Raw genomic sequence first — 23,971 nt, 5'->3', positions numbered from 1 at the left:
GATGGTGACCACGCGCAAACGCCTGACGGAGGCCCTGTCCCGGCCCGGCGTCCGGCTGCGCTCCTGGCGCCGGCTGCCGCTGCTCTCGCGGATCGCGGTCTGCTTCCTGGCGGTCGTGGTCCTCACCGCCCTCCTCGCGCCCTGGCTCGCCCCGGACGACCCGCTCGACCAGCAGGCGCTGGTGGGCGGCACCGGCGCGCCCTCCGCCGAGCACTGGATGGGGCAGGACAGCCTCGGCCGGGACATCCTGAGCCGGCTGATGTACGGGGCGCGCTGGTCGCTGGCGATCGGGCTCGGCGCGACCGCGCTCGCCCTGGTGGTGGGGGCGCTGATCGGGGCCGTGGCCGCGACCTCGCGCAAGGCGGTCGACGAGACGCTGATGCGCTGTCTGGACGTGGTCATGGCGTTCCCCGGGATCGCTCTGGCCGCCGTCCTGGTGGCCGTCTTCGGCGGTGGGATCACCGTCCTGATCTGCGCGATCGCGTTCCTGTTCACCCCGCCGGTCGCCCGGGTGGTGCGCGCCAACGTCCTCGACCAGTACGGCGAGGACTATGTGACCGCCGAGCGGGTGATAGGAGCCCGCACCCCGCACATCGTGATCCGGCACGTGGCGATCAACTGCGCCGCCCCGGTGCTGGTGTTCTGCACGGTCCAGGTCGCCGAGGCCATCGTCTTCGAGGCGTCGCTGTCCTTCATCGGCGCGGGCGTACGGCCACCGGACCCGTCCTGGGGCAGTGTCATCGCCGACGGCAAGAACATGGTGCTGACCGGCGGCTGGTGGGCGACCGTCTTCCCCGGTCTGCTGATGCTGGTCACGGTGCTCTGCCTGAACATCCTCTCCGAGGGCGTCTCCGACGCGTGGGCCGCGCCGGTCGCGCGGGAGGTGGAGCCGCGTGAGGCGGAGGACCCGTTGGAGACCCCGGCGCCGGAGGGCGGCGACGAGATCACCGAGCTGCCGGGTCTGACCGAGGCCGCGCTGCGCCTGCGCTCCCGGGCCCGGCCCCTCCCGTCCGGCCAACCGGTCCTGTCCGTGGAGAACCTGGCGATCGGCTTCGACAAGCGCCACCGGGGCGTGGACATCGTCGACGGCATCAGCTTCGAGGTCCGCCCCGGTGAGGTGCTGGGCCTGGTCGGCGAGTCGGGCTGCGGCAAGTCGCTGACCGCGCTGACGGTGATGGGCCTGGAACCGAAGGGCGCCCGGGTGCGCGGCCAAGTGCGCTTCGATCAACGGCAGTTGGTGGGCGAGCCGATGCGCGTACGGCGTCGGCTTCTCGGCCACGAGATGGCGATGATCTACCAGGACGCCCTGTCCTCCCTGAACCCGGCGATGACGATCCGCGCCCAGCTGAAGCAGGTCGTGCGCCGGGGCGGCAGACGCCCCGCGCCCGAGCTGCTGCGCCTGGTCGGCCTCGACCCCGAACGCACCCTCCGCAGCTACCCGCACGAACTCTCCGGCGGCCAGCGCCAGCGCGTCCTCATCGCGATGGCCCTGTCCCGCACCCCCCGGCTGATCGTGGCCGACGAGCCGACGACCGCGCTCGACGTGACCGTACAGGCGCAGATCATCGAGCTGCTGCTGCGGCTGCGCGAGGAGCTGGGGTTCGCGCTGATCCTCGTCTCGCACGACCTGGCCCTGATCGCGGACGTCACCGACCGGGTGGTGGTGATGTACGGCGGGCAGATCGTCGAGACGGGGGTGACGGCGGACCTGGTGGAGCTGCCCGCCCACCCCTACACCCGCGGTCTGCTGGGCAGCGTCCTGTCGCTGGAGTCGGCGGCCGAGCGGATGACCCAGATCAAGGGGGTCGTCCCCTCCCCCGCCGACTTCCCGGCGGGCTGCCGCTTCGCCGACCGCTGCCCGAGGGCGAGCGAGCTCTGCCGTACGACGGCCCCGGCCCTGCGGGGCACCCGTACGCACACGGCGGCCTGCCACCACCCGGTGGTGGACGTCATGAACGCCACGGAGGTGACGCGGTGAGCACGCTCGTGGAGGTCTCCGGCGCCCATGTCGTCCACCGGGCGCGCAGCGGCGGGGTGTTCACCCGGGATCGGGTGTACGCGCTGACCGGCGCCGATCTGGTGATCGCGCCCGGTGAGACGGTGGGTGTGGTGGGCGAGTCGGGGTGCGGCAAGTCGACGCTGGCGAAGGTGCTGGTGGGCGTGGACCGGCCGACGTCCGGGGCGGTGTCGTTCCGGGGGCGGGACCTGTGGTCCATGTCGCCGGCCGAGCGCCGGGTGACCGTCGGCGGCGGCACCGGCATGATCTTCCAGGACCCGTCTACGGCCCTGAATCGCAGGCTGACGGTCCGCCAGATCCTGCGCGACCCCCTCGATGTGCACCGGCGCGGCACCCCGGCCGAACGAGAGGACCGGGTAAGGGAGTTGATGTCCCTGGTCGGCCTGCCCACGGCACTCGCGGACGGGCTGCCCGGCCAGCTCTCCGGCGGTCAGCGCCAACGGGTCGCCATCGCGCGGGCGTTGGCGCTCGACCCCGAGCTGGTGGTGGCGGACGAGCCGACGAGCGCGCTGGACGTCTCGGTCCGCGCCCAGATCCTCAACCTCCTCCTCGACCTCAAGGAACGCCTCGGCCTGGCGCTGGTCTTCGTCTCGCACGACATCCAGACGGTACGGCGGATGAGCGACCGGGTGATCACCATGTATCTGGGCCGGATCGTGGAGGAGACCCCGGCGGCCCTGGTCACCGACCGCGCCCGGCACCCGTACACCCGCGCGCTGTTCTCGGCCACGCCCGGTCTGCTCGACCCGATCGACCCGATCCCGCTGGTGGGCCCCGTCCCGTCGGCCACCCGGCCGCCGAGCGGCTGCCCGTTCCGTACGCGCTGCTGGAAGGCGGACGACGCGTGCGCGGAGATCATGCCGGACTTCACGGCCGCGTCGGCCGCCGGACACCGGTTCCGCTGCCACCATCCTGTGCAGGAGACGGAGTCGACGCGTGACCTGGTCGCCCAGGCGGTGGCCGCGCCCGCGTCGGGCTCCGTACGCGATACCTAGCACCAAGGGAGCCGCCATGACCGTCCCCGCCCCGCTGACCGGTGTCATCCCGCCCGTCTGCACGCCCCTGACACCGGACCGCGAGCTGGACGTCCCCTCGCTCGTCCGGCTGGTCGACCATCTCGTGGCGGGCGGTGTGGACGCGCTGTTCGTGCTCGGCTCGTCGTCGGAGGCGGCGTATCTGACGGACGCGCAGCGGCGGCGGGTCGTGGAGACGGTGGTCGGCCATGTCGGCGGCCGGCTCCCGGTGCTCGCCGGGGCGATCGACATGACGACGCCCCGGGTCCTGGACCACGTCCGCGCCGTGACCGCCGCCGGAGCCCAGGCCGTCGTGGCGACCGCCCCCTTCTACACGCGCACCCATCCGGCGGAGATCGCCCGCCACTACCGGCTGCTCGCCGCCGGCTCCCCCGTCCCGGTCCTCGCCTACGACATCCCGGCCGCCGTCCACACCAAGCTCCCCGCCGACGTGATCCTCGACCTGGCGGCGGACGGGGTCATCGCCGGTCTGAAGGACTCCAGCGGCGACCTGGCCGCCTTCCGTACGGTCGTCACAGGCGCCCGCGCCGACGCCGCCCTCACCGGTTTCAGCGCCCTCACCGGCTCCGAACTCGTCGTCGACTCCGCGCTCGCCCTGGGCGCGGACGGCGCGGTGCCGGGGCTGGCGAACGTCGACCCCGCCGGGTACGTCCGCCTCTTCCGCCTCTGCCGCGCCGGCGACTGGGACCGGGCCCGCGCCGAACAGGAACGGCTGTGCGCCCTCTTCGCCATGGTCGGGGCGGCCGACCTCACCCGGATGGGCGGCAGCTCGGCCGCCCTCGGCGCCTTCAAGGCGGCCCTCCACCTGCGCGGCGTCATCGCCTGCCCGGCCACCGCGGAACCGCAGGTGCCGCTGTCGGAGGCGGAGACCGAGCAGGTGGGGAAGTACCTGGCGGCGGCGGGCCTGCTGTAGCCGTCGGCGCGTCAGCGCACGACGGCGGGCACGGGCAGCCGGCGGAACTCGATCGTCTCGTACGGGCCCGTCACGCCCGTCTCGTAGAGGACGCCCACATGGGTGCGGCCCAGGGGCACGAGGTCGGAGTAGGCGGCGGGGCGCTGCGAGAGCGTCGTGGACCTGGAGAAGGTGGCGCCCGCGTCGTCGCTGCGCCAGACGGACATCGCCTGGCGCATGGTGGGGACGGAGGGGCCGGAGAAGAGGAGGGGGCCGCCGGAGGGGAGTTGCAGGACGGAGGCCTGGACGACGGGGACGTCCAGGAGGGTGGGCTGCACGGTGTACGGGCGGTCGAGGGACTCCGCGCCGTCGCCGGAGTAGGTGTCCAGGCGGTTGCCGACGCTGCTGCCGTGCTGGTCGCGGGCGCTGAAGTACAGCCGCCCGTCCGGGAGTTGGGCGGCGATGTTCTCGTTGGCGTTGCCGAGGCCGTCGTAGGTGTCGTCGACGAAGCCGAGCCGCCAGGTCGTGCCCCCGTCGTCGGAGTGGATCGCGTGGGCGCCGTAGTACCTGGGTTCCTGCCCGCTGTCCGCCGAGTCGGCGAGGGGAGCGGCCGAGTGGTTGGCGGGGACGACCAGGCGGCCCGCGTACGGTCCCCGGGTGACGGCGAGCGCGTGGCCGGGGCCGGTCGCGTACCAGCGCCAGCCCGGCGGTTTCACGTCCGCCGTGATGTCCCGGGGGGCGGTGAAGCGGCGGCCGTCGTCCCGGCTCACCTGTACGAAGACGCGGCGGCTCCGCTCGGCGGGCACCTCGCCCCGCATGATCTGCCCCTCGGTCACCCCGCCGCCGTTGTACGAGGTGACGAGGACGACCCGGCCGGTCCTCGGGTCGACCACCGGCGCCGGGTTGCCCCGGGTGTCCCCGTTCCCGGCGGCCACCACCTTCAGCGGGCCCCAGGTGCAGCCGCCGTCGGCCGACCGTCTGAGGACGACGTCGATGTCGCCCGTGTCGCCTGCCCCGTCGCGCCGGCCCTCCGCGAAGGCCAGCACGGTGCCCGCCCGGGTGCTGACCGTGGCCGGGATGCGGTAGGTGGCGTAGCCGCCCTGGCCCGACACGTACGGCACGGAGGAGGCGCAGCCCCGGGTGGGGAGTTCGGTGGCGGAGGCCGCCGGGACCGCGGCGGCGGTGGTGGCGGCGAGGAGTCCTGTGGCCGCGGCCAGCACGGCGGCCGTACGGCTTGTGAGGGGCATGATCGGCACGGCGGCGGCTCCCCAGACGTAGGACGTCGAATGTCGGATGTCTGATGTCTGATGTCCGGTGAACCTAATGCGCCCCCCGGTGTCCGGCAACAGGGCTGCGCCGATCGGGTATTGACGTGACGTCAGCCCGCTCCCGGGGTCACCATCCCCGACTCGTACGCCACGATCACCAGCTGGGCGCGGTCCCGGGCGCCCAGCTTGCCCATGATGCGGCTGACATGGGTCTTGGCGGTCAGTGGGCTCAGGCCCAGGGTGTCGGCGATCTCGGTGTTGTTGAGGCCGCGTGCCACGAGGGTGAGGACCTCCCTCTCCCGGTCGGAGAGGCAGTCGGGGCCGCCGTCGGGCAGGGCGGTCGGCATGGTGGGGCTCCGCAGCAGCCGGGCGATGAGGCGCGCCGTGGGGCCCGGGGAGAGCAGGGACTCGCCGGCGGCCACCGTGCGGATGGCGTCGAGGAGTTCGGCCGGTCGCATGTCCTTCACCAGGAAGCCGGAGGCGCCCGCCCGCAGGGCCTCCACGACGTGCTCGTCCGTGTCGTACGTGGTGAGCACCAGGACCCGTACGCCCGCGAGGTCCTCGTCCGCCGCGATGAGCCGGGTCGCCTCGATGCCGTCCAGGTCGGGCATGCGCAGGTCCATGACGACGAGGTCGGCCCGCGCGGTACGCGCCAGCTCCACCGCCTCCCGGCCCGTCCCCGCCTGCCCCACGACCTCCATGTCCCGCGCCGACTCCACGAGCATGGCGAAGGCGGCGCGGACGAGGGTCTGGTCGTCGGCGAGGAGGACACGGATCGTCCGGTCGGTCATCGGGCCGCCTTCCGCTCGGTGGCGGCGACAGCGACGGCGACGGCCTCTCCGCGTTCGGCTTCGGCACCGGTACCGGCACCGGCATGCGCATCGGCGTCCACGGGGACGGGTGCGTGCCGCTCACCCGCCCCGCCCAGCGGCAGCACCGCCTCCACCGCGAAACCGCCGCCCGCCCGGGGCCCGGCCTCCAGCGTGCCGCCCACACTGCGGGCCCGCTCGCGCATGCCGAGGATCCCGAAACCGGAGCCCGTGAAGCCCCGGTCCGTGAAGCCCCGGTCCGTGACGGCGGGGCCCGCCGAACCGGAGCCCCGTGCGGGCGTCCCGACCGCTTCCCGTGACGCCGCCGCCCCGACCCCGTCGTCCGTCACCCGCACCCGGAGCACCCCTCCCCCGGCCCGCAGCTCCACCCGTATCGCCAGGTCCGCTCCCCCGTGCCGTACGGCGTTGGTCAGGGCCTCCTGCACGATCCGGTAGGCCGCCGCGCCCACCCCGGACGGCACCCCGTCCGCCTCGACCGCGCTCTCCACGCGGGCCCCCGCCGTGCGGGCCGCGTCGACGAGGTCGGCGAGGCCGTCGAGACCCGGCAGCGGGCCCCGTCCTCCCGGGCCGGTGAACTCGGACTCGCGCAACACCTCCAGCGTGCCCCGCAGTTCACCGCGGGCGGTCCGGCAGGTCTCGGCGATGTCGTCGAGGGCCTGGGCGACGGCGGCCCGGTCGAGGCGGTCGGGGTCGGCGGCCAGGACGTGCGCCGCGACGGAGGTCTGCACACCGACGAGCGTGATGCTGTGGGCGAGCAGATCGTGCAGGTCGCGGGCGATGCGCAGCCGCTCCTCCGCCACCCGCCGCCGCGCCTCCTCCTCCCGGGTGCGTTCGGCGCGCTCGGCGCGTTCGACGACGGAGGCGACGTACTGGCGGTGGACGCGCACGTATCCGCCGAAGATCAGGACGGAGACGATCCAGCCGGAGATCCGCAGGAACTCCGGAAGCTGGTCGGGAGTGAACAGGCCGTTGACGACCAGGGTGAAGGCCACGACGGCGGCGCCGTTGCGCAGGGTGCGCCGGGCCGTGCCGCTCACCGCGACCGTGTAGAGCGCCAGCATGGCCGGGGCCACGGCGGCGGTGTGGTTGTTGTCGAACGCGTGGTACGGGGCGACCAGCGCCACCAGCACCCAGAGCGTGAGCACCGGCCGCCGCCGGCGCCAGACCAGCGGCACATGGACGGCGACCAGCAGCGCGAAGCCGAGCGCGTCCGGCACCCGCCCGTCCCCGGTGACGACCACGGCGGTCACACAGTCGAGGACGGCCAGGACGGCGGCGGTGTACGCGTCGTACCGCAGGCCGTCGGGCCCGGTGGCCGTGCGCAGCCGCTCGACGAGCCCCGGTCCGATCCTCGTGATCGTGGATCCGATCCTCGTGATCGCGGGTCCGATCCTCGTGATCGTGGATCCGGTCCTCGTGCTCGTGGATCCGGTCCGTCTGCTCGTGGTTGCCGTCACGGGCTCATCCTCCGTCAGGAAGGCGCCCTTCCGGGAGGGAAGGGCGCCCCTGGGGTCGTCGCGGCTAGCGGCCGGCTGCCACGCGTTCCCGGTCCGTTGCCTCACCCGGCGGCTGCCCCGCCGGGTCGGCCGGCTCCCGCGAGAGCGGTCCGGGCCACCAGACCTTCCGCCGCAGCGCCACGCTCGCGCTGGTCACGAGGTAGGTACGGACGAGGAAGGTGTCGAGGAGGACGCCGACCGCGATGACGAAGCCCAGCTGGACGAGCTGGACGAGCCCCATGTTCAGCAGCACGGCGAAGGTCGCGGCCAGGACGAGCCCGGCGGAGGCGATGACCCCGCCGGTGGTGCGCAGCGCGGTGAGCGCGGCGGCGGCCGGTTCGGCGCCGGCGAGGGACTCCTCGCGCATCCGGTGCATGAGGAAGATGCCGTAGTCGACGCCGAGGGCGACGAGGAAGACGAAGGACAGCAGTCCTAGCCCGGGATCGGTGCCCTCGAACCCGAACACCGGCCCGAAGACCAGTCCGCCGATGCCGAGCGAGGCCGCCCACACCGCGACCACGGCGACGACGAGCAGCAGTGGCGCGACCAGGCTCCGCAGCAGGGCGACCAGGACGAGCAGCACGGACACGAGCACGATCGGTACGACGACGAGCCGGTCCCGGGCGTTGGTGTCCTTCAGGTCGAGCTGTTCGGCGCTGGGCCCGCCGATGTAGGACTCCGGGAGGGCGTCCCGCAGCGACTCGATGGTGGCCGTCTCGGCGGCCGACTCCGGCGCGCTCCTCGCGACGACCGAGATCTCGGTCCAGCCGTCCCCGCTGCGGCCCCGCTCGACCGCCGCGACCCCCTGATGCCCCTCGATCTCGGTGAGCGTGGCGTCGGCCCGCCCGGTCGGGGTGATCACCGAGATCGGCTGGGTGCCCTGGCCGGGGAAGGCCCTGCCCAGGGTCTCCATGGCCGCCACCGACTCGGGCTTGTCGACGAAGGAGTCCTCCTGCTTCAGGGCGCCCGGCAGGTTCAGCGTGCCGAGCGCGAGCGCGCCCAGCAGGACGGCCCCGCCCGCCAGCACGACCAGGGGGCGCCGCCCGGCGGACGATCCCATCGCCGAGAACAGGCTCCGCCGCTGCTTGGGCTCACTGCCGAACGCCGGGACGAGCGGCCAGAACACCCGCCGCCCCAGCAGGACGAGGAGGGCCGGCAGCAGGGTGAGCATGGCGAGGAGGGCGCACAGGACGCCCACGGTCCCGAGCGGTCCCATGCCCCGGCTGCTGTTCAGGTCGGCGGCCAGCAGGCACAGCAGCCCGGCGGCGACCGTCCCGGAGGAGGCGAGCACGGCGGGCCCGCAGCCGCGCAGGGCGACCCTCATGGCCTCGTACGGCCGCTCGATACGCCGTAGTTCCTCGCGGTAGCGGGAGACGAGCAGCAGCGCGTAGTCCGTGCCCGCCCCGAACACGAGGATCGTCATCACGCCCGAGCTCTGCCCGGACACGGTCGTCCCGAAGGCCTGGTTCAGCCCGTACGCGACCCCCATGGACATGAAGTCCGCGATCCCGGCGACGACCAGCGGCACCAGCCACAGCACCGGACTCCGGTAGATGATGATCAGCAGGACGGCGACGACCCCGACGGTCGTGTAGAGCAGGGGCCCGCCGAGCGAGTCGTAGACCTTGCCCGCGTCGGTGGCCAGAGCACCCTGCCCGCCCACCTCGACCGTCAACCCGCCCTCGCTGTGGGCGACTTCACGCACCCGCTCGACGAACGCGTCCCGCAGTTTCTCGTCGGTCCCGGGCCCGTTGCTCGCCACCGGGTACATGAGCGTGGCCCCGTCCTTCGACGGCACGCCCTCGGGCTCGGTGGTCAGCCGGTCCCGGTCCCCGATCTCGGCGACCTGCGCGTCGGCGGCGGCCCGGTCGGCGGCCGTCAGCCCGCCCTCCCGGTGGTACACGAGCACCAGCTCGGTGGCCTCGCCGCCGGGCAACCGGTCCTGGATCTCGGCGACCTGGGTGGAGTCCGCGCTCGCCGGCAGATAGTCCACCGCGCGGTCGTTCTGCACCTCGGACAGCTTCGCCGCGAACGGCGACACCACGGCGAGCAGCACCACCCACAACCCGAGCACCAGCCAGGGCACGGCCCGCCGTCGCGTACGTACGTTTGTCTCTCCGGGCCCCATGACGGGGTCCCCCCTCCCTCTGCGGGTGTCTGGACGTTCACCAGACTCCCGCCGGGAGAGAACCGATTCGTCGCGCGTGAGGGCGAGTTGAGCGGTACTGCCGGGGGCGGTACGACGGCCGTACTACTCCCCGGGGAGTACTCCGGCCCCGGTGGAGGGGGCCCGGTCCGTCCGGCGGTCGAGGACCAGCCGCTCCCCCTGCGGTCGCATGGTCATCCGCAGCAGCGGCTCGGGGATCCCGCCCGGACTCGGCCGTACCCGCCAGTCGCGGAGGATCACCGCGAGGGCCGTCTGCGCCTCGGCGAGCCCGAACGCGTCGCCGACGCATCTGCGGGCGCCGGCGCCGAAGGGGATGAACGCCTCCCGGTGGCGGCGTTCGATCCGGTCCTCGATCCAGCGGTCGGGGTCGAACCGCCCGGGCTCGGCGAAGACGTCCGGGTCCCGGTGCAGGGCGTACGGGCTGAAGAGCAGGCCCGCGCCGGCGGGGAGCGGGTGGCCGCCGAGCTCGGTGTCGACGAGGACGACCCGGCTGAGCAGCCACACGGGCGGGTGCAGCCGCAGCGACTCGTTGATCACCCGCCGCAGGTACGTCAGCCGGCCCAGGTCCTGGTAGGTGATCGGCCGGTCCCCGAGCACCTCGTCCAGCTCGGTCTCCAGCCGCTCGTACTCCTCCCTGTGGCGGCTGAGCAGATGCAGGGTCCAGGACAGCAGCGACGACATGGTCTCGGTGCCTCCGATGAAGAACGTGATGACCTGGTCGAAGACCTCCTGCTCGGTGTAGGCGTCCGGGCGGTCGGGGGGCACCAGGGCCGACATCAGGTCGTGGTGGTCGACGGGGTCGCTCATCCGGCGCCGGACCATCGCGGCGACCGCCGCGCGCGTCTCCCGGGACGCCCGTGCGTTCCGCCAGTTCTCGGGGGTCGGCAGACGATTGCTGCCGGGCACCATCATGTGGGTCGCCAGAGCGGAGAGCATCACCGGCACATTGCGCTGGACGGCCTCGACGGCCTGCCGGTCCTCGGGGGCCAGGAAGAGGGTCCGGGCCAGCACGGCGACCGCGAAGCGCTTCATCTCCGTGTACGGCTCGACGACCTGCCCGGACCGCCAGGCCGAGGTCACCTCCACCGCGCAGTCACGGAACCGCTCGGTGTGGTGCGGCAGTTGGTACCGGGCGAACACGGGCCGCAGCGCGGCGCGCATCGGCCGGTGGGGTCCGGCCAGGCAGGTGGACAGGCCGTCCCCGACGAGCTGGGCGGCCTGGTCGAAGAAGGGGCCGCCCTTGTCGAACTCCACCCCGTTGCCCGCCACCAGCATCCGCTGGACCAGTTCGGGGGCGCTGACCACATGGACCGGGGTGCGCCCCAGCCGGATCCGGACGACCGGCCCGAGGGCGCGCACCTCTTCGAGAAAGCCCAGCCGGTCGCGGGCCAGCCGGCCCGCGTGGCCGATGAGCGGGAGCGCTCCCGGAGCGGAGGGAGCGGTGTCGGTCGTCGTCGTCACCTGGGACCTCGCAGTGCCGTGGGGGGGGTGTCTCTGGCGACGATCCCCAGCGACGCGTGGCCCATACAAGCGCACACGAGGGCGCTCGAAGCGCGGAGGTGGCTAGGAAGGGCGCACGTACGAAACCAGTACGCATGTATGCACAGCGGCGGTCATGACGGTGGCTGTCGCGGTCACGACGGTGGCCGCGCCCGTGCCGACTACGACGGTGTCCGCGCCGCCACCAGCAGTCGTGTCACGTCGTCCGAGCAGATCGTCAGCGCCGCTCCGACCGTGGCGAGCGCGTCCCGCTCCGCCGGGGTGTACGGGCCGTCCGCCAGGGCGATCCGGGCGCCCTGGAGGAGGATCGCCTCGCGGCCGGTCGGGGCGAGGTGTGGGGCCAGCGGGTCCAGGGCCTCGTGGAGCTCTATGGCCAGACCGGGGCCGCAGGGTTCGCCGAAGACGCGGCCGGTGTCGGCGGCCAGCGCCTCGACGAGGGCGCCGAGCTGGTCCTCCGTGCAGTCGTCGAACCCGGCGGAGCGGACGGCGCTCGCGGCGACGGTCAGCGAGGGGCGGGAGCAGGTGCCGCTGGCCGCGAGGACGGCCAGGGCCACCGTGTGGACGGCGTCGCGGAGCATCGCGGAGAAGCGGGTGGTGGTGGGGTGGTCGAGGACGTCCGTGGCGTAGTGGTGGCGGCAGGCCGCGCACTCCACCACGGGGCCCGTCTCGCCGCGGGGCAGGACGGGGACACCGAGGAAGGTGAAGCGGCGGCGCCCGAGCAGACGCTGGTAGTTGCGGTCGCCTCCGCAGCCCGGACAGAAGAACTCGCCGTCACCGACGCCGGTCCACGCGATCCGGGTGCCCAGCACCCGCGACAGGCCGGCGGCACGGCTGGTGTGCCCGACGCGGGCGAGCGCGGCGGCATCGCCGATCGGGTCCCGTCCTGGCAGCACGTCGCACCTCCGTCACTCCCCCACACACGGCTCTTGGGCGCGGGAAGTGCCCCCTCGGCAACATCGCCGCGCTTGCGTGATGTTAGCCACATTGTTGAGGCGCAGTCAGTACTCCGGACGAGGCCCACCCACGACGATCACCGGGTTTGGCCGGTAAACGACGGGCCCCGCCCGCCGGAATCCGGCGAACGGGGCTTTCAAACCGCCGGTCGGGCTGGTCAGCGGGCCGCGCGGTTGACGGCGGAGACGACCGCCTTCAGCGAGGCACGCGTCGTGTTCGCGTCGATACCGATGCCCCACAGGACCTTGTCCTCGATGGCGACCTCGATGTACGAGGCGGCCTGTGCGGAGGCGCCCTCGCTCATCGTGTGCTCCTGGTAGTCCAGCAGCCTGGCGTCGATGCCGATGCCCTGCAGCGCGTGGAAGAACGCCGAGATCGGGCCGTTGCCGGTGCCGACCAGGGTGGTCTCCGCTCCGTCGACCTCGGCCTCCACGGTCAGCGTGTCCACGCCGTCCTTGTCGGTGGTCGACTGGTTGTTGCGGACCTGGACCCGGCCCCAGGGGTTGTCGGGGTTCGGCAGGTACTCGTCCTGGAAGACGGCCCAGATGTCGGAGCCGGTGACCTCGCCGCCCTCGGCGTCCGTCTTCGCCTGGATCAGCTTGGAGAACTCGATCTGCATCCGGCGCGGCAGGTCCAGCTTGTGGTCGTTCTTCAGGACGTAGGCGATACCGCCCTTGCCGGACTGCGAGTTGACCCGGATGACCGCCTCGTAGGAGCGGCCGACGTCCTTGGGGTCGATCGGCAGGTACGGGACCGCCCACTCGATGTCGTCGACGGTCTTGCCCTGCTCCTTCGCGGACGCCTCCATGGCGTCGAAGCCCTTCTTGATGGCGTCCTGGTGGGAGCCGGAGAAGGACGTGTAGACCAGGTCGCCCACGTACGGGTGGCGCGGGTGGACCTCCATCTGGTTGCAGTACTCCCACGTACGACGGATCTCGTCGATGTCGGAGAAGTCGATCTGCGGGTCGACGCCCTGCGAGAAGAGGTTCATGCCCAGGGTGACCAGGTCGACGTTGCCGGTGCGCTCGCCCTGTCCGAACAGACAGCCCTCGACGCGGTCGGCGCCGGCCATCAGCGCCAGCTCGGCGGCGGCGACGGCCGTACCGCGGTCGTTGTGCGGGTGGACGGAGATGACGACGTGCTCGCGGCGGGAGAGGTTGCGGCTCATCCACTCGAAGCGGTCGGCGTGCGTCGACGGCGTCGAACGCTCCACCGTGGCGGGCAGGTTGAGGATGATCTCGCGGCCCGGGCCGGGCTGGTAGACGTCCATCACCGCCTCGCAGACCTCCAGCGCGAAGTCCAGCTCGGTGTCGGTGAAGATCTCGGGGCTGTACTGGTACCCGAACTCGGTCTCCGGGCCCAGCAGCTTCTCCGCGTACTCCATCACCAGCCGCGTACCGTCCACGGCGATCTGCTTGATGTCGTCCTTGGAGCCGCGGAAGACGACCCGGCGGAAGACGGGGGCGGTGGCGTTGTACAGGTGGACGGTCGCGCGCTTGGCGCCCTTCAGGGATTCGACGGTCCGCTCGATCAGGTCCTCACGGGCCTGGGTCAGTACGGAGATGGTGACGTCGTCGGGGATGGCCCCCGGCTCCTCGATGATCGACCGTACGAAGTCGAAGTCCGTCTGTCCCGATGCCGGGAACCCGACCTCGATCTCCTTGTAGCCCATCTTGACCAGCTGGTCGAACATCCGGCGCTTGCGCTCGGGCGACATCGGGTCGATCAGGGACTGGTTGCCGTCGCGCAGGTCGGTGGAGAGCCAACGGGGGGCGGTAGTGATCCGGTTGTTCGGCCACGTGCGGTCCGGGATGTCGACCTGCTCGTACTGTCCGTACTTGTGGATCGGCATGGACGTGGGCTGCTGGCGGTTCGCCATGATTGCGTGGGCTCCTCGATGGTCCGGAAAGGACGGCCGACGACGCAACGCCAAAGCACCGCGGGGAGGGGGTCGGCCTCGACTACAGGCCCTCGCCGCGGCAGCTAAGGAGAAGCAGCCCGAAACGCATGATGCTGCGCAGCCTAGCTGAGTCCTGCCCGGTGCGGGGGGCCGTATCAGTATGCGGGACCGAAGGAGCAAGCGGGACAAAAGGTGCGCAAGACCACACCGGGTGCGACGAGCGCCCCTCCAGGGGCGCGGGGAACTGCGCGAGAAGCCCCAACCACGGAAAGCCCGCACGGAACCCTCAGTAACAAGGCGCTGACGAAACGCAACCCATACGGCGACATTTCACCAATCATGGTTGCCCCTAGTGACACGCCCTTAACGGAGTGCAATCGTGCGGGACATGACCACCAACGGGGGCCACGAGCCCGTCTTCTGCACCGTCGTACCACCGCATGTCCTCGACAAGCTCTCCCAGGCCGAGGACCCGGTGCTCGCGGGCGCCGCGCGCAAGACCCTGGAGCGCGACGCCTTCGAGCGCACCCACCGCCGGCTGACCACGGTCATCGGCGCCCCGAGCATCGCCGCGCCCGCCGGCGCCGAGACGGGCAAACCGCACCGCACCATCCACGACGCCCGCCACGGCACCGCCCTGCCCGGCAGGAAGGTCCGCGGCGAGGGCGAGGAGCCCGGCAAGGACGCCACGGTCAACCGCGCGTACGCGGGCCTGGGTGCCACGTTCGAGCTGTTCCTCCAGGCGTACGCGCGCGACTCGATCGACGGCGCCGGGCTGCCGCTGGACGCGACCGTGCACTACGACCGCGACTACAACAACGCCTTCTGGAACGGCGAGCAGATGGTGTTCGGCGACGGCGACGGCGAGATCTTCCTCGACTTCACCATCCCGATCGACGTCATCGGCCACGAACTGAGCCACGGCGTCACCCAGTACACGGCGAACCTGACGTACTTCGGCCAGCCGGGCGCGCTCAACGAGTCCATGTCGGACGTCTTCGGCGCCATGATCAAGCAGTACACGCTCGGCCAGACCGCCGCCGAGGCCGACTGGCTGATCGGCGCGGGCCTGCTCGCCCCGCGCGTCACGGGCACCGCCCTGCGCTCGATGAAGGCCCCGGGCACGGCGTACGACGACGACGTCCTCGGCAAGGACCCGCAGCCGGCGACCATGGACGACTACGTCCGCACGGGCCGCGACAACGGCGGGGTGCACATCAACTCCGGTATCCCCAACCACGCGTTCTACCTCGCGGCCACGGCCCTCGGCGGCCACGCCTGGGAGCGGGCCGGGCAGATCTGGTACGACGTCCTCACCGGCGGCGAACTGAGCAAGCAGGCCCTCTTCGTCGACTTCGCCACGCTCACGGTGAAGGCGGCCAAGGACCGCTACGGCCAGGGCGACGAGCTGACGGCGGTGCTGAAGGCCTGGGAGCAGGTGGGCGTACGGACGCTGTAGTACACATGACCCATGCGTATTGAAGTGCGGCGCACGGGCGGTTTCGCGGGCATCGAGCGGCACGCGGTGGTGGACACCGCCGGGCGGCCCGACGCCTGCGACTGGCAGGCCCTGGCCGAGCGGGCACTCGCCGCCGGCCGGGGCGCTCCGCCGCTGGGGGTGCCGGACGGTTTCGCGTACGAGATCACGGTGGACGGCAGGACCGTGCACTGCGCGGACCCCCGGCTGACGGAGGACCAGCGGGAGCTGATCAGAAGGGTGCTGAAGGAAGGGGCGTGAGGGGCGTCCCGGCCGTGCTCAGGGCGCTTAACGGGCACTTCACCCGGGGGCGTTGACTTCCGTTACCAGTGGTACGGATGATCCGCCCATGGCGACGAACCCGACGAACCCGATACCCCAGTTCCCGGCAGGCTTCCTGTGGGGCGTCTCGACCTCCGCGCATCAGATCGAGGGGGCCGTCGACGGGCGCGAGCCGTCCGTGTGGGACGCCTTCTCGGCCGGGGCCGGCCACATCAAGGACGGCTCGACGGCGGCGGTGGCCTGCGACCACTTCCACCGCTACCCCGAGGACGTGGCCCTGCTGCGCGACCTGGGCGTGGGGGCCTATCGCTTCTCGATCTCCTGGCCCCGGGTGAACACCCCGAACGGCCTGGACTTCTACGACCGCCTGGTGGACGAACTCGCGAGCGCGGGCGTACGCCCCGTCCCCACCCTCTTCCACTGGGATCTGCCGTCGTCGCTGGAGGAGGCGGGGGGCTGGCTGAACCGGGACACCGCCGAGCGGTTCGCCGAGTACGTCGCCGTCGTGGCCGCGCGGCTCGGTGACCGCGTCACCAAGTGGATCACCATCAACGAGCCCGCCGAGCACACGCTCCTGGGCCATGCCCTCGGCACCCACGCGCCGGGCAAGCAGCTGATGTTCGACGCGCTCCCGGCCGCCCACCACCAGCTGTTGGGCCACGGTCTCGCCGTACGGGCCCTGCGCGCGGCCGGAGTCGGTGACATCGGCATCGCCAACTCGCACGGGCCGACATGGGCGGCGTCGGAGGCCCAGCCGGACGTGGAGGCGGCCGGCTTCTACGACCTTCTCCTGAACCGGCTGTTCGCGGAGCCCGTCCTGCTGGGCGAATACCCGGAGGGCATCGGCGAGTTGATGCCGGGCACGGACATCGACTCCGACCTGAAGATCATCTCGGAACCCATCGACTGGTACGGCGTCAACTACTACGCCCCCACCCGCGTGGGTGCCCCCGAGGGCGCGGACATCGAGTTCGGCGGTGTCACGATCCCGGCCGAACTCCCCTTCACCGTCAAGCAGATCGAGAACGTCCCGACCACCGACTTCGGCTGGCCGGTCGTCCCCGAGGGCCTCACCGAACTGCTGACCACCTTCCACGCCCGCTACGGCGACCGGCTGCCCCCCGTCGTCATCACCGAGAACGGCTGCTCCTACGAGGGCGTCGACGACCAGCGGCGCGTCGCCTATCTCGACGGCCATGTGCGCGCGCTGCACCGGGCGGTCGAGGCGGGGGTCGATGTCCGCGGGTACTTCGTGTGGTCCCTTCTCGACAACTTCGAGTGGGCGGAGGGCTATGCGCGACGGTTCGGGCTGGTCCACGTCGACTTCGACACGCTGGAGCGGACTCCGAAGACGTCGTACGGGTGGTACCGGGATGTGCTGCGGGGGCAGAGCGGGGGGTGACGCCCGGTTCGTCGGCGGGTGCGGGTGCGTGGGGGCTGATCGCGCAGTTCCCCGCGCCCCCAAAGGATTCAGGCCCCGGGGCCTGAAAGCCGACGGCCCCGGGGGGCCTGAAAGGGACGGGGCTGCGGCCTGAAAGACGACGGGGCTGCGGCCTGAAAAGCACAGGGCGCAGCCCGTGCTTTTCAGGGGCGCGGGGAACTGCGCGAGAACCCCCACCGAACCCGCACACGCCCACCCACCCCAAACACCCCACCCCTCACCCCGCCCACCACCCAGCACCCCTCGGGGTCGAAGGGGCAGCGCCCCTGGGGATGGGACGGGTAGGGGCGGCGGGGGCGAAATCACAGCGGGTTCACAGGCAACGCATCCTCCCCACCACCCCTCTTCAGTGCTGACCACCTCACCACTGAAGGGACACCCGTGCCCCCGCGTTCACCCAGACCCGCCCACCGGGCGATAGCCGTACTCGCCGTCTCCGGCACCCTGTTCGCCACCCCCTCCCTCGCCGCCCCCGCGGCCTTCGCCGCCGGGGCACCCCCGACCGACCTCCGGGTGGACACGAACAGGGACGGCCGGGTCGACGTCACGGGCACGACGGACACCGCCGGCGAGAACGGCTGGACCGTGGCCCGGGGCGCGCTGATGCTGCCCAACATCGACGACGACAGCAGCCGTTGCCCGTCCACGGGCCCGAAGGGCAAGCCCCTCACGGACGCCCAGCTGGCCGCCTGCAACGACGCCTCCGACACCAAGGTGAACGGCACGGCCGACATCGCCGACCTGGCCCGCGTCCGGTCCGTACCGATGAAGAGCGCCCCCGCCGGCGCCCAGGGCAGCGTGAAGATCACGGCGGGCGCCAAGCAGACCCGCGTGTTCGTCAAGCGGGGCACGAAGTGGGAGCCCGTCACGGACAAGACCCGTCTGTCGCGGGCCGAGTTGCGCGCGGGCGTGGAGTTCGGCGTGGAGGCCCGGGACGTGATCCGGGACACCGCGAAGTGGGACGGGACGGCCCGCGTCCGGCTGACCGTGAAGTCCTCCAAGGGCACGACCGCCGACTCGGTCACCCTGCGCGTCGCCCCGCTCCTCACCCACCACCACCTGCAGAACGCCCAGCAGCTGCTGGTCACCAAGGTCTCCGGCGGCAACTACGGCAAGCTCAACCGCGCCTTCCGCGAGGGCCTGGACAAGGCGGCCAAGAACGCCGGCATCACCCAGCCGACGGTGAACTTCACCAAGTACGGGGACATCTGGGCGCAGGACTTCGTGGAGCCCGCGTACGTCAGCATGACCGGCGCGAACGGCAAGCGGCAGGCCATGCGCGTGATGCTGCGCTCCGCCCAGTTGGACCGGGAGTCGGGCCGGGAGCTGTTCGAGAAGCTGCGGGGCCGGAACATCGGTGCCGTGCAGGTGACGGGCGCCAAGGAGTCGGAGGAGTGGACGCTCAACTCCATGGGCAACCTGGAGACCATTCCGCCGTACGCCCACGGCGAGCGCTCGTTCCCGGCGGGCCGGATCATCATGGGGCAGCGCCCCGACACCGGCGACAAGCCGGCGAAGGTGATGCGGACGTTCCTGAAGTCCCAGGGCCTCCAGGACCCCCTGTTCCTGGACACGTCCTGGCTGCACGTGGGCCATGTCGACGAGTTCGTGCAGTTCCTGCCCGCCGACACCCCGCGCGGCTGGAAGATCGCGGTCGCCGACCCCGAGGCGGGGCTGAAGCTGCTGCGTGACGCGAAGGCCGCCGGTCACGGCTCGAAGCCGATGTTCTCCATCCCGAACGTCCCCTGGGAGTCCATCTCGGAGGCCCTCGGCTCCAAGAACCTGGTCTCCGACAACAACCTCGCCACGCGCCGTATCGAGGCCAACCTCGCGGTGCTCAAGCGCGAGACGGGTGTCACGGACGCCGAGGTCGTACGCGTCCCGGCGCTCTACACCCAGGGCAGGGACCAGGTGGGCGAGTCGCAGTCGGGCGGCGCGGACGAGACCGTCCGCCTGCCCCGGCTGACCCGTCTCGGCACCGGCGCCGAACTCCCGGAGGTGGCACGGGAGTACGGCCAGCAGCAGCGGCTCGACGCGCCGAGGGAGAGCCAGGGGGCGGCCTCCCCGGCGGCGCCCGCGCCCGCGCCGCCGGTCATGACCAGCGCCTACGTCCCCGGCGCCGTCAACGGCGTCGTCCTCAGCCGCACCCACTACCTCGCTCCGCGTCAGTGGGGCCCGGTCATCGGCGGCAAGGACATCTTCACCGAGGCCGTGACGGCGGCGTACAGCGGCGCCGGCATGAAGGTGTCGTACCTCGACGACTGGGAGACGTACCACCTCGGTATGGGCGAGATCCACTGCGGCACCAACACCCTGAGGAACACGTCGGCGGCCTGGTGGACGCGCTGACCCCCGCCACCACCGCCTGACCCGGCATGCCCGCCGCCGCCCCGGAGAACCGTCCCGGGGCGGCGGCGCTCTCTCAGGCCGGGCCCCGGCCCCGCAGATCCTCCAGCCGCAGCAGGGCGTCCTTGGCCGCGTCCCGCTCCTCGCCGGTGAGCGGTACCGTCTCCGCCCGTACGAGCGCGGTGGTCGCCGTCTCCTCGTCGCCGAGCCGTACGGCGACATCGGCACGCAGCACGAGCAGTCGTACCAGCAGCGACGGCGTCGGTTGTTCCGTCGACCCCAGCACCCGGTCGATGACCCGCGCGGCGGCGGCCGGATCCTCCTTCGAGTCCGTCAGCAGGGACGCGTGGTGGAGGGCTCGCGCGAACGTCTCCTTCGGGGCTGGCCGGTGGCTCTGGTCCTCGCTCGTCGGCTGCCCGACCCGGACGCAGTTGCCTCCCGGATCGGTCATCAGGAACTGCCGCACGCCGTACGACATGTCCTTGAGCGGCCCGATACGCGGCAGCCCGCGCGTGGGTATCCGCCCGTACGTCTCCTTGAGACCGGTCCGGAACGCGGCGTACAACGCGTCGACTTCGTCCGTGATCACGTAACACGTACTGAGCGACACGGCCGGGTCGTACGCCTTCAGCCCGAAGAACTGCAGCTCGATCCCGCCCCGCTCCACCACGGCATAGGGATTGGGGCTGCGCTGCTGGAAGGTGACCTCGAAGCCGAGGGCCACATAGAAGTCGAGGAGCGGCGGGAGGCTCTGACACGGAAGGATCGGAATCGTCTTCTCACCCATTGCTTCACCCTAGTCAAATTTGACCAGCGGGCGACCCCTTTAGGGCCATCGAACGGGCTCGATGTCGAAACGGGCTCGAAGTCGACCGGACTCGAAGTCGACCGGACTCGGTGTCGACCGGGGGGTCAGAACCCCAGCTTCCGCAGCTGGCGCGGGTCGCGCTGCCAGTCCTTCGCGACCTTCACATGGAGGTCAAGGAAGACCGGCGTGCCGAGCAGGGCCTCGATCTGCTTGCGGGACTTGATGCCGACCTCCTTCAGGCGCTTGCCCTTGGGGCCGATGATGATGCCCTTCTGGCTGGGGCGCTCGATGTAGACGAAGGCGTGGATGTCGAGGAGGGGCCGGTCGGCGGGGCGGTCCTCGCGGGGGAGCATCTCCTCGACGACGACCGCGATGGAGTGCGGCAGCTCGTCACGGACGCCCTCCAGGGCCGCCTCGCGGATCAGCTCGGCGATCATGACCTGCTCGGGCTCGTCGGTGAGGTCGCCCTCGGGGTAGAGGGCGGGGCCCTCCGGGAGGAGGGGGACGAGCAGGTCGGCCAGCAGGTCCACCTGCTTGTCGGCGACCGCCGAGACGGGCACGATCTCGGCCCACTCGAAGCCCAGCTCCTTGCCGAGCTGGTCGATGGCGATCAGCTGTTCGGCGAGCTGCTTGCTCTCGACGAGGTCGGTCTTCGTGACGATCGCGATCTTCGGCGTCTTCTTGATGGACGCCAGTTCCTTCGCGATGAAACGGTCACCGGGGCCGAGCTTCTCGTTCGCGGGCAGACAGAAGCCGATCACGTCGACCTCGGCCCAGGTCGTGCGCACGACGTCGTTGAGCCGCTGGCCCAGCAGGGTGCGCGGCTTGTGGAGGCCGGGGGTGTCCACCAGGATCAGCTGGGCCTCCGGACGGTGCACGATGCCCCGTACGGTGTGCCGCGTCGTCTGGGGCTGGTCGGCCGTGATCGCCACCTTCTGGCCGACCAGAGCGTTCGTGAGGGTGGACTTGCCCGCGTTGGGGCGGCCCACGAAGCAGGCGAAGCCGGCACGGTGGGCGGCCTCGGCCGGCTGCTCGGATGACTGGGTACGAACGCTCATGGCGCCCATTGTCCCTGATCGACAGAGCCCCGCCGTACCCAGCACGGACCGTGAGCTTTCCGAAACCCTCACGCAACGAAACGTCACGGAAACACACCCGTACGCATCCGGAAACGCGTTCCGGTGACCCTCTGACGAGCCCCGACCTCGATGGAGACGACCGTGACTCTCGCCGCCGCCCTTGCCGCAGGGCGCATCGACACAGGCGACACCGCCTGGCTGCTCGCCGCCACCGCCCTCGTCCTGCTGATGACCCCGGGCCTCGCCCTCTTCTACGGCGGCATGGTCCGTACGAAGAGCGTCCTCAACATGCTGATGATGAGCTTCGTCTCGATCGCCCTGGTCACCGTGGTGTGGCTGGCCGCCGGATACTCGCTCGCCTTCGGGGACGACGCCTTCGGCGGTCTCATCGGCGGCCTCGACCACCTCGGTATGGGCGGCCTCGGCCCCGCCGACGTCCACGGCACCGTCCCCACCCTCCTCTTCGCCACCTTCCAGCTGACCTTCGCGATCATCACGGCCGCGCTGATCAGCGGCGCGATCGCGGACCGCGCGAAGTTCGGAGCGTGGCTGGTCTTCGTGCCGGTGTGGGCGCTGCTCGTATACGTTCCGGTCGCCCACTGGGTGTGGGGACCGGGCGGCTGGATCCTCGACGACCTCGGCGCCCTCGACTTCGCGGGCGGCCTGCCCGTGGAGGTCACGTCGGGCGCCTCGGGACTGGCGTTGTGCCTGGTCCTGGGCCCGCGGCTCGGGTTCAGGAAGGACGCCATGCGCCCGCACAACCTGCCGATGGTCATGCTCGGCGCGGGTCTGCTCTGGTTCGGCTGGTTCGGCTTCAACGCCGGCTCCGCCCTCGGCGCCAACGGCCTGGCCGCCGCCGCGTTCCTCAACACCCTCGCCGCCGGCTGCACCGGCCTCCTCGGCTGGCTCTTCGTCGAGCAGAAGCGCGACGGCCACCCGACGACCCTGGGCGCGGCCTCCGGAGCGGTCGCCGGTCTGGTCGCCATCACCCCGTCCTGCGGCTCGGTCTCCCTGCTCGGCGCACTGGTCATCGGCCTGGCCGCCGGTGTCGTCTGCTCGTACGCCGTGGGCTGGAAGTTCAAGCTCGACTACGACGACTCGCTCGACGTCGTCGGCGTCCACCTGGTGGGCGGTGTCATCGGCACGGTCCTGATCGGTGTCTTCGCCGTCGAGTCGATGACCGGCGGCGCCGAGGGCCTCCTCTACGGCGGCGGGCTCGCCCAGCTCGGCAAGCAGCTGGTGGCCGTGGTCGCCGTCGGGGCGTACGCCTTCCTCGTCACGTACGGCATCGGGAAGCTGATCGACAAGGTGCTGGGCTTCCGCGCGGACGAGGAGCACGAGCACACCGGTCTCGACCTTACGGTGCACGCCGAGACGGCATACGATCACGGCGTCCTGGGGCACGGCGCCCCGGTCAGCGCGTCCGTCCCCTCCTCGCAGAAGGCCAAGGCCTAAGCCATGAAGCTCATCACCGCGATCGTCAAGCCGTACCGCCTCGACGCGGTCAAGTCCGCCCTGCAGGAGACGGGCGTGCACGGTCTGACCGTCACCGAGGCCAGCGGCTACGGCCGGCAGCGCGGCCACACCGAGGTGTACCGGGGCGCCGAGTACCAGGTCGATCTCGTCCCCAAGATCCGTATCGAGATCGTCGTCGAGGACGCCGACTCGGACGCGGTGATCGAGACGATCGTCAAGGCCGCCCACACCGGGAAGATCGGCGACGGCAAGGTGTGGGCGCTGCCGGTGGAGACGGTCGTACGGGTGCGGACGGGCGAGCGGGGGCCCGACGCGCTCTGACCGTGACCGCGTCATGGCGGAGTCGAGGTGAGGGGTGGTGCCGCCGGTCGGGCGGCACCACCCCTCACCTGTCAGTAGCCGTCGAACAGGTCTGTCAGTCGAAGACGAACGGCCCCGGCGACTGTGCCTCGCCGGCGGTGCACGTCACCGGGAAGCCGAAGATCACCATCTGCAGCGAGCCGCCGAAGGCCTCCAGGCTGTCGCCGGGAGCGACGGTGCCGGTGAGCGGGCCTACGGTGACGCCGTCACCGAGGGCCAGCGCCGGGTTCTCGGTACCGGTGAAGACGGTCGTACCGCCGCTCGCCTTCACGAGGGTGAGCGTGGACTGGATCGAGTCCTCGGCGAGTGCGAGCGGGGCGGTGATCTCCTCCGAGGAGACGGTGACGGTGGCGGTGGTGCCGGTCTGGGTGGCCGTGAGCGTGGCCACGCCGGAACCGCCGATGGTGCAGGTGGCGTTGATCGTCGCGGTGGCCGGGGTGACGGCCGCGGCGGTGGGGGCGAACGCTAGGCCGGTGACGGCCAGCGTCCCTGCCGCGAGCGCCGAGCCGACTCCGAGTCGTATGCGTTTCATCGAGCGAATTCCCTTCCCTGGTACGGGAGGTGCACGGGGCCTGGGGACGCCCCGTACGTCCCGGTACGGGCGTTGCCATGTGGGGGCGGTGCAATGCGCGGCCGCGCGGCGG

General features: G+C 71.7%; 19 protein-coding genes. 9 read left to right on the top strand and 10 right to left on the bottom strand.

Annotated elements, in window-relative coordinates; translation table 11 throughout:
- The first annotated feature begins 1 nt into the window (after position 1).
- Genes ABT147_RS08065 through ABT147_RS08055 form a run of 3 tightly spaced genes read left to right on the top strand, consistent with a single transcriptional unit; the run spans position 2 to position 3,964 of the window.
- The gene (locus ABT147_RS08065) at positions 2-1,978 is read left to right on the top strand and encodes a dipeptide/oligopeptide/nickel ABC transporter permease/ATP-binding protein (RefSeq protein ID WP_351403613.1); all 1,977 of its coding nucleotides are present in this window, start codon (positions 2-4) and stop codon (positions 1,976-1,978) included.
- Positions 1,975-3,012 carry an oligopeptide/dipeptide ABC transporter ATP-binding protein gene (locus tag ABT147_RS08060; protein WP_351403382.1) on the top strand — a complete coding sequence of 346 codons (1,038 nt, stop codon included), beginning with the start codon at positions 1,975-1,977 and terminating at the stop codon, positions 3,010-3,012. Before ABT147_RS08065 ends, ABT147_RS08060 begins: the two co-directional genes overlap by 4 nt.
- Positions 3,013-3,028: 16 nt before the next feature.
- Complete coding sequence (locus ABT147_RS08055; RefSeq protein ID WP_351403381.1) at positions 3,029-3,964, top strand: dihydrodipicolinate synthase family protein; 936 nt, start codon at positions 3,029-3,031, stop codon at positions 3,962-3,964.
- 11 nt (positions 3,965-3,975) lie between these two features.
- Here ABT147_RS08055 and ABT147_RS08050 read toward each other — a convergent pair whose 3' ends face one another.
- From ABT147_RS08050 to leuA, 7 genes are all read right to left on the bottom strand, one after another.
- Positions 3,976-5,190: a sialidase family protein gene (locus tag ABT147_RS08050; protein ID WP_351403612.1), complete on the bottom strand. Its 1,215-nt coding sequence runs from the start codon at positions 5,188-5,190 to the stop codon at positions 3,976-3,978.
- Between the two features lie 131 nt (positions 5,191-5,321).
- Positions 5,322-6,002: a response regulator gene (locus tag ABT147_RS08045; RefSeq protein ID WP_351403380.1), complete on the bottom strand. Its 681-nt coding sequence runs from the start codon at positions 6,000-6,002 to the stop codon at positions 5,322-5,324.
- Positions 5,999-7,390, bottom strand: coding sequence for a sensor histidine kinase (locus tag ABT147_RS08040; RefSeq protein WP_502983056.1), 1,392 nt, complete (start codon positions 7,388-7,390; stop codon positions 5,999-6,001). The genes ABT147_RS08045 and ABT147_RS08040 overlap by 4 nt, the downstream gene beginning before the upstream one ends.
- Positions 7,391-7,562: 172 nt before the next feature.
- Positions 7,563-9,665 carry an MMPL family transporter gene (locus ABT147_RS08035; RefSeq protein WP_351403379.1) on the bottom strand — a complete coding sequence of 701 codons (2,103 nt, stop codon included), beginning with the start codon at positions 9,663-9,665 and terminating at the stop codon, positions 7,563-7,565.
- A gap of 123 nt (positions 9,666-9,788) precedes the next feature.
- Positions 9,789-11,165 (bottom strand): cytochrome P450, encoded by a 1,377-nt coding sequence (locus tag ABT147_RS08030; RefSeq protein ID WP_351403378.1) that lies wholly within the window; start codon positions 11,163-11,165, stop codon positions 9,789-9,791.
- A gap of 200 nt (positions 11,166-11,365) precedes the next feature.
- Positions 11,366-12,097 carry a tellurite resistance TerB family protein gene (locus ABT147_RS08025; protein WP_502983047.1) on the bottom strand — a complete coding sequence of 244 codons (732 nt, stop codon included), beginning with the start codon at positions 12,095-12,097 and terminating at the stop codon, positions 11,366-11,368.
- Between the two features lie 218 nt (positions 12,098-12,315).
- Positions 12,316-14,037, bottom strand: a complete 1,722-nt coding sequence (leuA, locus tag ABT147_RS08020) for a 2-isopropylmalate synthase (protein ID WP_351403377.1) — start codon at positions 14,035-14,037, stop codon at positions 12,316-12,318.
- A 409-nt stretch (positions 14,038-14,446) separates the two neighbouring features.
- Between leuA and ABT147_RS08015 the strand changes: the two genes are divergently transcribed.
- The 4 genes from ABT147_RS08015 to ABT147_RS08000 all read left to right on the top strand — a co-directional run bounded on the left by ABT147_RS08015 (position 14,447) and on the right by ABT147_RS08000 (position 19,607).
- Complete coding sequence (locus ABT147_RS08015; RefSeq protein ID WP_351403375.1) at positions 14,447-15,517, top strand: M4 family metallopeptidase; 1,071 nt, start codon at positions 14,447-14,449, stop codon at positions 15,515-15,517.
- A gap of 12 nt (positions 15,518-15,529) precedes the next feature.
- Positions 15,530-15,796 carry a protealysin inhibitor emfourin gene (locus ABT147_RS08010; RefSeq protein WP_351403374.1) on the top strand — a complete coding sequence of 89 codons (267 nt, stop codon included), beginning with the start codon at positions 15,530-15,532 and terminating at the stop codon, positions 15,794-15,796.
- A gap of 88 nt (positions 15,797-15,884) precedes the next feature.
- Positions 15,885-17,219: a GH1 family beta-glucosidase gene (locus tag ABT147_RS08005; RefSeq protein WP_351403373.1), complete on the top strand. Its 1,335-nt coding sequence runs from the start codon at positions 15,885-15,887 to the stop codon at positions 17,217-17,219.
- A 420-nt stretch (positions 17,220-17,639) separates the two neighbouring features.
- Complete coding sequence (locus tag ABT147_RS08000; RefSeq protein ID WP_351403372.1) at positions 17,640-19,607, top strand: protein-arginine deiminase domain-containing protein; 1,968 nt, start codon at positions 17,640-17,642, stop codon at positions 19,605-19,607.
- 73 nt (positions 19,608-19,680) lie between these two features.
- Here ABT147_RS08000 and ABT147_RS07995 read toward each other — a convergent pair whose 3' ends face one another.
- On the bottom strand, positions 19,681-20,391 hold the full coding sequence (locus ABT147_RS07995; protein ID WP_351403371.1) for a bleomycin resistance protein: 711 nt from the start codon (positions 20,389-20,391) through the stop codon (positions 19,681-19,683).
- Positions 20,392-20,516: 125 nt separating this feature from the next.
- Complete coding sequence (gene era / locus ABT147_RS07990; protein WP_351403370.1) at positions 20,517-21,479, bottom strand: GTPase Era; 963 nt, start codon at positions 21,477-21,479, stop codon at positions 20,517-20,519.
- Between the two features lie 141 nt (positions 21,480-21,620).
- Here era and ABT147_RS07985 point away from each other — a divergent pair, with 141 nt between their 5' ends.
- Positions 21,621-22,946: an ammonium transporter gene (locus tag ABT147_RS07985; RefSeq protein WP_351403369.1), complete on the top strand. Its 1,326-nt coding sequence runs from the start codon at positions 21,621-21,623 to the stop codon at positions 22,944-22,946.
- A 3-nt stretch (positions 22,947-22,949) separates the two neighbouring features.
- Complete coding sequence (locus ABT147_RS07980) at positions 22,950-23,288, top strand: P-II family nitrogen regulator (RefSeq protein ID WP_351403367.1); 339 nt, start codon at positions 22,950-22,952, stop codon at positions 23,286-23,288.
- Positions 23,289-23,382: 94 nt separating this feature from the next.
- Here the strand turns inward: ABT147_RS07980 and ABT147_RS07975 are convergent, their stop codons facing one another.
- Entirely contained in the window at positions 23,383-23,859 is a 477-nt protein-coding gene (locus tag ABT147_RS07975; protein ID WP_351403366.1) for a hypothetical protein, read from the bottom strand.
- Positions 23,860-23,971: the final 112 nt, after the last annotated feature.

Origin of the sequence: Streptomyces sp. NPDC001868, assembly GCF_040297125.1 — a bacterium.
In the GTDB taxonomy this organism is placed as follows: Bacteria; Actinomycetota; Actinomycetes; order Streptomycetales; family Streptomycetaceae; genus Streptomyces.
The sequence above is the reverse complement of the archived record's forward strand: the minus strand, read 5'-3'. Positions and strand labels throughout refer to the sequence as shown.